Genomic DNA, 9,180 nt, shown 5'->3' on the forward strand with positions numbered 1-9,180 from the left:
AGGTTCTCGTAGGGGTCCTCAAGCTCCACCTCGCGGGCGATGGTCACGCCGTCGTTGGTGATGGTGGGAGCTCCCCACTTCTTGTCAAGCACAACGTTGCGCCCGCGCGGCCCGAGGGTCACCTTGACGGTGTCCGCCAGTTTGTTGATGCCGGCCTCGAGGGCCTTGCGTGCGGCGTCGTTGAATTCAAGCTGCTTTGCCATGCGTTTGTCCTTTCACGCAAAGACCCCGCGCCCGCATACGATGATCCAGACAGGCTCGATCACCGGTTTGCCCGGCGCGGGGCTTTACAAAAGTGGTTACTGGAGCAAAAAGTCGTTACTTAACGACGATTGCCAGTACGTCGCGGGCGGACAGAACCAGCAGTTCTTCGCCACCGGTCTTCACTTCGGTTCCACCGTACTTGGAGTAGATGACGACGTCGCCAACGGCAACATCGATCGGGACACGGTTGCCGTTGTCATCGACACGGCCGGGGCCCACTGCCACAACTTCGCCCTCCTGGGGCTTTTCCTTGGCAGTGTCCGGGATGACCAGACCTGAAGCGGTGGTCAGCTCTGCTTCGAGCTGGCGAACAACAATACGATCCTCAAGAGGCTTAATAGAGACCGACACTCGGACCTCTCCTTCACACGTAAATTCTATGGATGGCTGGCTGACTTCCTTGCCAAGTTTGTTAGGTGCCAACCGTCGTCGCGGTGCCGGTGGTGCCCCTTGGCAAAAAAGAAAAGCGAGTTAGCACCCTCAGGGTGAGAGTGCTAACTCCGACTCTAGAGTTTTCATTAGCACTCGGTCAAGGCGAGTGCCAGATTTTCACCCAAATGTACGACGTCGGCGGGCCGGGTTTCGCTCACGGCGCACCGTCGGCGCCCAATGTGGGGTGGGTGTGGTTGGACAGCGAAGGTCCTCCATGAATCACTTGGTCACACAGCCCGTCCGATGCAAGGATGAACCCATGACCCCGAATCCTGTGCAGGTGCGTGACCTGACGAAATCCTATGGCGGCTTCATGGCCGTGGACGGCGTTTCTTTCGACATCGTTGCGGGAGAGACTTTTGCACTGCTGGGCCCCAACGGTGCCGGCAAAAGTACGGTCATTGAAATCCTTGAGGGCTACCGGGACCGCAGCAGCGGCGACGTGCAGGTTCTGGGTGTTGACCCGCAGCGCGGCGGACTGGACTGGAAGGCCCAGCTGGGGATTGTGCTGCAGTCCAGCGGTGAGAGCGGCAATGTCACGGTGTTGGAGCAGCTGACACACTTTGCCGGCTACTACCCCAACCCCCGCAAGGTATCCGAGGTCATCGACGCGGTGGGGCTGGCGGAAAAAGCGAAGACGCGGATCAGCAAACTCTCCGGAGGGCAGCGCCGACGCGTGGACGTGGCACTGGGCATCATCGGCCGCCCCAAGCTTTTGTTCCTGGATGAACCCACCACCGGATTTGACCCGGCGGCCCGGCGGCAATTTTGGGCGCTGATCAACCAGCTCAAGGCTGAGGGCACCACCATTTTGCTGACAACCCATTACCTGGATGAGGCAGCAACTCTGGCTGACAGGGCCGGGGTGATTGTCAGCGGGAAACTGGTTGACATCGGCCCCATCGACACGATTGGCGGGGCCGAGGCGAGGGTGCCGCTCGTGCGGTGGCGGCAGGACGGCGTCGTGCGTGAAGAGCGCACACCGGAGCCGGCAGCGCTCGCGACCCGGCTTTATACAGAGAAGGGCGGAGAGGTGCCGGGGCTTGAAATTACCCGGCCCAGTCTCGAGGACATCTATTTGTCCATGGTCGCTGCCCACGGAAAAGGCGCAGCCGACGCGAGCGATCCAGCCGAAAAGGAATCAGCATGAACACGATCCAGCTGGGATTCTCCCGCACAGCCTATGAACTCAGACTGTATTTTCGCCAAGGCGACTCCGTCTTCTTCACGTTCTTGTTCCCCATCCTGATGCTGTCCGTGTTTGCGGTGGCCTTCAGCACGAGCGGAAATATCGGTGCGGCCCCGGATGGCAGTGGCGGCATCTCCTGGGCCGCCTTTTACGTCCCCGGCATGGTGGCGGCCGGAATGCTGCTCAGCGGAGTGCAAAACCTGGGCGTGGACATTGCCGGGGAAAAGGGTGACGGCACACTCAAACGGCTCGGCGGAACTCCCCTGCCAGTATTTTCCTATTTCATGGGCAAGATCGGCATGGTGCTTGTCAGCTCCGTGTTTCAAGTTATTTTGTTGCTGCTCGTGGCGCGCTATGCCTTCAATGTGGAGCTGCCAACAGAGCCCGAGAAGTGGCTGACATTTGCGTGGGTATTTCTTTTTGGCGTCATCACCAGCTGTGTTTTGGGCATTGCGCTGTCCGCGCTCCCCCGCACAGGGAAGAGTGCCACGGCTGTGGTCATCCCGATTGTGTTGTTATTGCAATTCATTTCCGGGGTGTACCTGAACTTTGCGCAATTGCCCGGCTGGCTGCAGAACTTTGCCAGCATCTTCCCGCTGAAATGGATGGCACAAGGCATGCGAAGCGTGTTCTTGCCGGCCTCCTTTGAAGTCGCCGAGCCAAGCGGTGCATGGGATCTCGGTTTGGTGGCCCTGGTCCTCGGGCTGTGGCTCGTGGTGGGACTCATCCTGTGCCGCCTCACGTTCCGGTGGATCCGCAAGGACAGCTGACCGCCCAACCAAGACGCTCGGTTAGATTCGGGGGTCTTTTTGCCAATGCTCAGTCACTTTCGAGGCTTTTCCCTGACCAACACTGTTACAGCAATGGCCGGAAAATCGTGAACCCTATCCCATGTGTCATTTTCAAAGTCGAGTGCACAAAGTGGCTGAAGTGCGTTGCACGGAAATTCAGGGCTGTGGTGACTAGCCTGCCTCAGCTGCCCGCGTTCGATGACGCGGTAACCGGTGGGTCGACCAATACTAAACAGCCCGGTGCCACCCCTTGACCAAGGCAGCCTTCCCGCCTTCGCGCGTGGGCATTCGGATAAGGCCAGCTTCGAACTCTGCAATCATCTCCAATACGCTGAAAAGGAGTTCTCCCATTGGATCGGTGGGGTCAACGGAGGAGCCGCCGATGTAGAGCTTCACTTCACGGCTGGCGAGCTCATCCGCAATTTCATGGGCATTTCTAACGGAGCTGGCCAAGCGGTCCAGCTTGGTAACAACGAAGACATTTCCAGTCCGTCATGCGGCTAGCACTTCGCGGAGTCCGGCACGGTTCATGTTGGTAGCGGTAAAGCCGAGGTCAATATGAAGGCGCTCAGACTCGACGCCCAGGTAGTGAAACGCCCGTAGCCGATCAGCATTTTGACCATGCAGCTTGGTGTGTTGCATACCCACCCCCTTACGGACACGTGCAGCACTGCATACGCCTTCTTCCATTCCGTGCAGTCGGCTCCTGAAGATGCCACCATGTTGCAGGGCAGCGTGCGCGAAGAACGCACCATTGCTGGGATAGGGTCCGGCAAAAAGCAACCATTGCTGCGAGAGCGTTGGGAATTTTCGCCCCGGATCCAACCGAGCGTCCGTGAAAAACGGCCCTAAAGTAACCGAGCGTTGGAGTTGGGGTTAGTAGTAGACCGCCAGCGGTCCGCGCGGACCGTCAATGACCTGGACGGGGGTGTCGAAAACGCGACTGAGAACCGTGTCGGTCATGATCTGCTCCGGTGTGCCAAACTCAATGACCTGGCCGTTCTTTACTGCGCAGATATGGTCCGCGTAATGACCAGCAAAATTGATGTCGTGCAGCACAATGACGATGGTGCGCCCCAGCTCCATGGCGGCCTTTTTCAGCAGCGCCATCATTTGCGCCGAATGCTTCATGTCCAGATTGTTCAAGGGTTCGTCAAGCAGCACATAGTCCGTATCCTGGGCCAGGACCATGGCCACGTAGGCGCGTTGGCGCTGCCCGCCGGAGAGCTGATCCAGGTAACGGTTCTCGAGCTCCTTGAGGCCCAGGAAATCCACGGAACGGCTGATGACCTCTTCGTCCGCAGCAGTCAACCGGCCTTTGGAATGCGGGAAACGGCCAAAACCCACCAGCTGGCGAACGGTGAGCCGGGTGACGAAGTGATTTTCCTGGCGCAGGATGGAAACGATCTTGGCCAGGTCCTTCGAGCCGGTGCGGCAAATGTTGTATCCGGCAATCTCAATGGCACCCGCATCCATGCCCAGCAAGCGCCCGATCATTGTCAGCAGCGTGGACTTTCCGGCACCGTTGGGCCCCACGAGAGCTGTAACTCCGCCCTGCGGAATCTCCAGCGTGACGGGGCCGATCCCCACCTCGCTGGTGTAGTTTTTCTTGACGTCGGTCAGCGTGATCACAGGCGGCCCTTTCGCAGGATGAAGAACAGGAAGACGGAGCCGCCCACAACCTCGATGATGATCGAGACGACACCCTGGGCGTAGAAGACGTTCTTCATGATGAAGTACGCCCCAGCCAAAACCACGAAGCCAATGAGCACCGCGATGGGGAAAACATAGCGGTGGTCGTAGCTGTCGGCCAGCTGGTAGGCCAGGGTGGCCACAAGGAAGCCGAGGAACGTCATGGGTCCAACAAGAGCGGTGGAGGTGGCCATGAGGATCGAGACAAGGAACAGCACCCGCATGACCTCAAAGCGGTGGTTCAGCCCCAGGTTGGTGGTGGTGTCGCTGCCCAGGGCAATGATGTTCAAGCGCCTGGCATTGAACAGCAGGAGTAGCCCCGCACCCAGGCAGAGCGGGATGGCGATGGGCAAGTAGCTGATTTCGGCGTTGGAGATGGAGCCGAAAAGGCGGGCCGTGAGCACATCGAATTCGCTGGGCGTCAACAACCGCTGCATGAACGCCGAAATGGAGCCGAGTCCGCCTCCGATGATGATGCCGATGAGCAGCATGACTTGGAGGTTGCCGTATTTGCCCGAGAGCAGCCAGCCATAAAGGGCCATGGAGAGCGCCACCATGAGCAGGATTTGCAGGACAAACTGGGCATTGCCTTGGATGGCCGTCACCCCGGCTGCGCCGAGGAAGAACACGGCACCGGTCTGCACGGCGATGTACAGGGATTCAAAGCCCATGATCGACGGCGTGATGATCCGGTTGTTGGTCGCTGTCTGAAAGCTCACTGTCGCCATGGCCTGGCAAATGGCTACCACCATCATGACCACCACGCTTGTCCCGCGCATTTCGGCAATGCGCCAGAACCCTGTGCTTCCCATGGGCATCGGGTTATCCCAGGCCAGCAGACCAAAGCCAAATCCCACGGCCAGGAAGATGAGCACGCCCAGCACCACCCAGTAGCGCCGGCGGGAGTGGGCCGTGGGCAGTGCCCCGGACGCACGGCCGCCGTGGTGCAGGCCAGCCCGGGCAGTGTGCATGGGTGCCCTGTCCGTGCGAGGCGGGGTGCGGCGAACGGTGGGCGCCTCAGCCATTGCGGCGCTGCTTCAACAGGAGTGCGATGAAGACCAGGGCACCCACCACTCCGAGGATCAGGGAGACGGGAACTTCAAAGGGCATGATGATGGTCCTTCCCACCAGGTCGCACACCGTCACTATGGCAATGCCCAGGAGGCACACCCAGGGCAGGTTCCCCCGCAGGTCGTCTCCGCGGAACATGGAGACGATGTTGGGCACAATCAATCCAAGGAACGGCAGGTTCCCCACCACCACCGTGACAATGCCCGTGGCGATGGCGATGAGCCCCGTGCCCAGCAGCATGATCTGGTTGTAATTCAGCCCCACGTTGGTGGCAATTTCCTCACCCAGGCCTGCCACGGTGAAACGATCCGCGATGAGGAACACGGCAACGCCCACCAGGGCCACAATCCACAGCACTTCGTACTGCCCGCGCAGCACGGACGTGAAGGAACCGGCAAACCAGATCCCTAGGCTTTGGAGCATATTGGTTTGCAGTGCAATGAAGCTGGAGACGGCCCCCACTACGGCTCCCAGCATGATGCCCACGATAGGCACCGTCAAAGATGCCTTGAGGGAGACCCGGCGCAGGAAGAGGAAGAAGATCATGGTGCCGACGAAGGCGGCTGCGACGGCCCCACCCATCTTGAGCGTAATGCTGGCGCCGGGGTTGATGATCATGACCGTCAGGAGCCCCAACCCGGCCCATTCGGTGGTTCCGGTGGTGGTGGGCTCAACAAAGCGGTTTTGCGTCAGAAGCTGCATGACAAGGCCGGACATGGCCATCGCGGCGCCGGCCAGGACCAGGGCGATGGTGCGCGGGATGCGGGTGATGGCAAACATCTCCCCGCCGTCCTTGCCACCGAAAATATCGTAGACGCCGGTGAACAGTGAGAACACCAATAGGAGCCCCACAAGGGCAATGCCGATGAGTAGTTTGGGTTCAAACAGCCGGCCCTTCGATGGGGCTCCCGTGGTGATTGTCATGGTCAGCCGTCGTTACTTCTTGCCTTCGAGCGCATCCGCGAAGCTGTTCAAGAACTTCGTGTAGGTCTGGATGCTCTCGTTGGTGTAGGTGTCAGCTGGCATGTAGACGATGTTGCCGTTCTTGGTGGCCGTGACATTCTTCAGCGCGGCGGATTTTTCAAGCAGCGTGTTGGCTGGTTTATAGGCTGCGTCATCGGCGGAGACGGCGGCATCGCGGTCCATGACAAGGATCCAGTCCGGGTTGGACTTGGCTATCGCTTCAACGGAGATGTCGTCACCCTGGTGGTCGGTGCTGGCGTCCTTGACTTCAAGGGCCGGGGTCAGACCCAGGATGTCAAACAGCGGACCGAGCGTGCGTCCGTTGCCCGGCGCCGAATAGTTGATGTTGCCGCCGGAGGTGATGACGCCCATGACTTTGGACTCCGGCTTGTAGGACGCCTTGACTCGTGCAATGGCCGCCTCGAAGTCGCTGCTGAGCTTTTTGGCTTCGGCCTGCTTGCCGAAAACCTCGCCCAGCACTGAGATTTGGCGCTTCAGCTCGGCGTCGAACGGTTCGCCTTCGCGCGGGTCAAGTTCCAGCACCGTTGCCTTGGGGGAAAGCTTGGCGAAATCGTCGTGGTACTGGGCGAAGCGCTGGCCGTTGACAATCAGGTCCGGTTCAACAGCCACCACTGCTTCAAGGTTCGGTTCGCGGTGGTTGCCCAAATCCACAATCGAGGAGTCCGACTTGTAGGCGCTTGTTGCCGGCATCAGTGCCACGGCGCCCGCGCTGAGCTTGATACCCCAGTCCGAGAGGGTCTGGAACGTCCTGTTATCGGTGGCCACCACAGACTTCAGCGGCACGGTCAGCGTGTGCGGACCGTTGTTGTCTTCCACCATCACTGTTGTCGAAGCGGCGTTGGCGGCGGTGTCGGTGCTGGACGTCTGGGTGCCGCAGGCCGTCAGGGCCAATACGGCGGTGGCGGCGAGTGCGAGCAGGCGCGTCTTCATCATCGAAATTCTCCAAGGTCTTAGGTTAGCTTAGGCAATCCTTACAAGTGCTGTCCTCGAAGCTATTACGTTAGGAATAATTTCGCAAATTATTCCTAACGTAATTCTTGTGACTCTTGTCACGTTGTCCAAACAGCTAGGATTTAGGCATGCCCACCGATGCGATTTCCCCCCTGCTCACCCTTGAAGGCTGGGAACTCCTGTCATCCCTTGGCCCCTACAAGGACGCCGACTCGCTGAAGTTGAATGAGTCATTGCGCAAGGCCGGGCATCCCCCGGAGCTTGTTGCCGCAGCCTTGACCCAGGCCCGGCTGCGAGCAAAGGCCGAGGCGAAGTTCGGTGAGTTTGCCCGTCAAATGCTGTTCACCCCGGCCGGTTTGGAACAAGCCACCCGCCTGAGCATTGCCGCCTTGCATGCACAAAGATTTAGGACGGCGGGCATCACCTCCGTGGCCGACCTTGGCTGTGGCCTGGGTGCGGATTCGCTGGCCATGGCAAGTCTTGACATCTCCGTCACGGCTGTGGAGATGGACGAGGTCACGGCCGCCTGCACCACCGTCAACCTCATGCCCTTCCCGCACGCCACCGTGGTGTGCGCCAAAGCCGAGGACGTGGACCTGAGCGGCATTGAAGGCGTATGGCTTGACCCCGCCCGCCGCACCACCAGCAGTTCCGGGACTACCCGCCTGTTCGACCCGGAAGCGTTTTCACCTCCGCTGTCATTCGTGGAGGCACTGGCAGACAAGGGACTGGCTGTTGGTGTGAAGATGGGCCCCGGCATTCCGCACGAAGCCGTGCCCGACACGGCCGAAGCGCAGTGGATCTCCGTCAACGGCGACGTCGTGGAGGCGGCCCTATACTTCAACGCACTGGCGCGTCCCGGCATCCGCCGCGCAGCCCTGGTCACCGGCGTTCAGGGCATGTATGAACTCACCAGCTCCATCGCGTACGACCCTGCCGCCCAAAATGTTGAGCCCGGCCCGCTGTCCGGATACCTGTACGAGCCCGACGGCGCCGTGATCCGGGCCGGTCTCGTGGCTGATCTGGCACGGAGCATGGGGGCCCACCTCGTCGACGAACACATCGCCTACCTGTGCTCGGACGAGCCCGTGGACACACCGTTTGCCCGCCGCTACAAGATTTTGGAGGTCAAGCCGTTCAACGTGAAGGCACTCAAGGCCTGGGTCAAGGCAAACCGGATCGGCGTGCTGGACATCAAAAAGCGCGGCATCTCCACCACGCCTGAGGAGTTGCGCCGCCAGCTACTGACTGGTTCAGGCAAAGGCCCCAACAAGGCCACGCTTGTCCTGACCCGTATCGGGGACGAAAGGGTCGCCGTCGTGGTTGAACCCCACAGCCCGGTCCAGCCACACCGCGCACTCTAGCGGCGCGAGAACTCCGAGGCCTCACGCACCAATTCCGGGCTGGGCCGCACACCGGTGTAAAGCACGAATTGTTCGGCCGCCTGCAGCGCAATGACCTCGGCTCCGGTGATAACCGGCTTGCCGGCGGCGCGGGCAGCCAGGATGAGCGGGGTCTGCGCAGGAAGTGCGACGACGTCAAACACCAGTTGTGCCTGCGCCACCGCCTCGTCGGTGAAGGACTGCGTCGATTGCTGCTCTCCAGACCCGCCCCCTGCCATGCCCAGCGGTGTGGCGTTGATGAGCATCCCAGCACCGGCTGCGGCCTCGGGAGTCCACGCAAAACCATAGAGCGCGGCAAGGTCCCGGCCGCCCTCTTCGTTGCGTGCCACGATCGTGACGTTCACGTATCCGGCGTCGTGCAGGGCCGCAGCCACGGCCTTGGCCATGCCCCCGGAGCCACGCA

The 9,180-nt window shown here is 60.5% G+C and carries 10 protein-coding genes and 1 pseudogene; 3 read left to right on the forward strand and 8 right to left on the reverse strand.

Annotation, left to right across the window (positions count from 1 at the left end):
- Both Q4P21_RS04625 and groES read right to left on the reverse strand, forming a co-directional pair.
- The coding region (locus tag Q4P21_RS04625; RefSeq protein WP_303387664.1) for a TCP-1/cpn60 chaperonin family protein at window positions 1-203 on the reverse strand (203 nt) is incomplete at its 3' end.
- Between the two features lie 115 nt (window positions 204-318).
- Window positions 319-615, reverse strand: a complete 297-nt coding sequence (gene groES, locus Q4P21_RS04630) for a co-chaperone GroES (RefSeq protein WP_038464523.1) — start codon at window positions 613-615, stop codon at window positions 319-321.
- Between the two features lie 340 nt (window positions 616-955).
- Here groES and Q4P21_RS04635 point away from each other — a divergent pair, with 340 nt between their 5' ends.
- Both Q4P21_RS04635 and Q4P21_RS04640 read left to right on the forward strand, forming a co-directional pair.
- A complete protein-coding gene (locus tag Q4P21_RS04635) occupies window positions 956-1,846 on the forward strand; it encodes an ABC transporter ATP-binding protein (RefSeq protein ID WP_303387665.1) in 891 nt (296 codons plus the stop codon).
- Entirely contained in the window at window positions 1,843-2,655 is an 813-nt protein-coding gene (locus Q4P21_RS04640) for an ABC transporter permease (protein WP_303387666.1), read from the forward strand. The genes Q4P21_RS04635 and Q4P21_RS04640 overlap by 4 nt, the downstream gene beginning before the upstream one ends.
- Window positions 2,656-2,904: 249 nt before the next feature.
- On the opposite strand, the gene Q4P21_RS16310 is transcribed toward Q4P21_RS04640, so the two are convergent.
- From Q4P21_RS16310 to Q4P21_RS04665, 5 genes are all read right to left on the reverse strand, one after another.
- Complete coding sequence (locus tag Q4P21_RS16310; protein ID WP_369598859.1) at window positions 2,905-3,129, reverse strand: recombinase family protein; 225 nt, start codon at window positions 3,127-3,129, stop codon at window positions 2,905-2,907.
- A gap of 423 nt (window positions 3,130-3,552) precedes the next feature.
- A complete protein-coding gene (locus Q4P21_RS04650; RefSeq protein WP_303387667.1) occupies window positions 3,553-4,308 on the reverse strand; it encodes an ABC transporter ATP-binding protein in 756 nt (251 codons plus the stop codon).
- A complete protein-coding gene (locus tag Q4P21_RS04655) occupies window positions 4,305-5,339 on the reverse strand; it encodes an iron chelate uptake ABC transporter family permease subunit (protein WP_303387695.1) in 1,035 nt (344 codons plus the stop codon). Before Q4P21_RS04655 ends, Q4P21_RS04650 begins: the two co-directional genes overlap by 4 nt.
- A 46-nt stretch (window positions 5,340-5,385) precedes the next feature.
- On the reverse strand, window positions 5,386-6,363 hold the full coding sequence (locus tag Q4P21_RS04660; protein WP_303387668.1) for an ABC transporter permease: 978 nt from the start codon (window positions 6,361-6,363) through the stop codon (window positions 5,386-5,388).
- 12 nt (window positions 6,364-6,375) lie between these two features.
- Window positions 6,376-7,356: a siderophore ABC transporter substrate-binding protein gene (locus Q4P21_RS04665; RefSeq protein WP_303387669.1), complete on the reverse strand. Its 981-nt coding sequence runs from the start codon at window positions 7,354-7,356 to the stop codon at window positions 6,376-6,378.
- Window positions 7,357-7,502: 146 nt separating this feature from the next.
- On the opposite strand from Q4P21_RS04665, the gene Q4P21_RS04670 reads away from it, so the two are divergent.
- Window positions 7,503-8,738, forward strand: a complete 1,236-nt coding sequence (locus Q4P21_RS04670) for a class I SAM-dependent methyltransferase (protein WP_303387670.1) — start codon at window positions 7,503-7,505, stop codon at window positions 8,736-8,738.
- Here Q4P21_RS04670 and Q4P21_RS04675 read toward each other — a convergent pair.
- Window positions 8,735-9,180: pseudogene (locus tag Q4P21_RS04675) on the reverse strand (shikimate 5-dehydrogenase); the annotation flags it as partial. The gene Q4P21_RS04670 and the pseudogene Q4P21_RS04675 sit on opposite strands and share 4 nt — an antisense overlap.

The organism is Arthrobacter sp. (genome assembly GCF_030540645.1).
Taxonomy (GTDB): Bacteria; Actinomycetota; Actinomycetes; order Actinomycetales; family Micrococcaceae; genus Specibacter.

Excerpts from the sequence above, each read along its gene's own strand:
- Q4P21_RS04635 (WP_303387665.1), top strand. The coding sequence starts at position 956 with ATGACCCCGAATCCTGTGCAGGTGCGTGACCTGACGAAATCCTATGGC.
- Q4P21_RS04640 (WP_303387666.1), top strand. The coding sequence starts at position 1,843 with ATGAACACGATCCAGCTGGGATTCTCCCGCACAGCCTATGAACTCAGA.
- Q4P21_RS04655 (WP_303387695.1), bottom strand. The coding sequence starts at position 5,339 with ATGCACACTGCCCGGGCTGGCCTGCACCACGGCGGCCGTGCGTCCGGG.
- Q4P21_RS04660 (WP_303387668.1), bottom strand. The coding sequence starts at position 6,363 with ATGACAATCACCACGGGAGCCCCATCGAAGGGCCGGCTGTTTGAACCC.
- Q4P21_RS04665 (WP_303387669.1), bottom strand. The coding sequence starts at position 7,356 with ATGATGAAGACGCGCCTGCTCGCACTCGCCGCCACCGCCGTATTGGCC.
- Q4P21_RS04670 (WP_303387670.1), top strand. The coding sequence starts at position 7,503 with ATGCCCACCGATGCGATTTCCCCCCTGCTCACCCTTGAAGGCTGGGAA.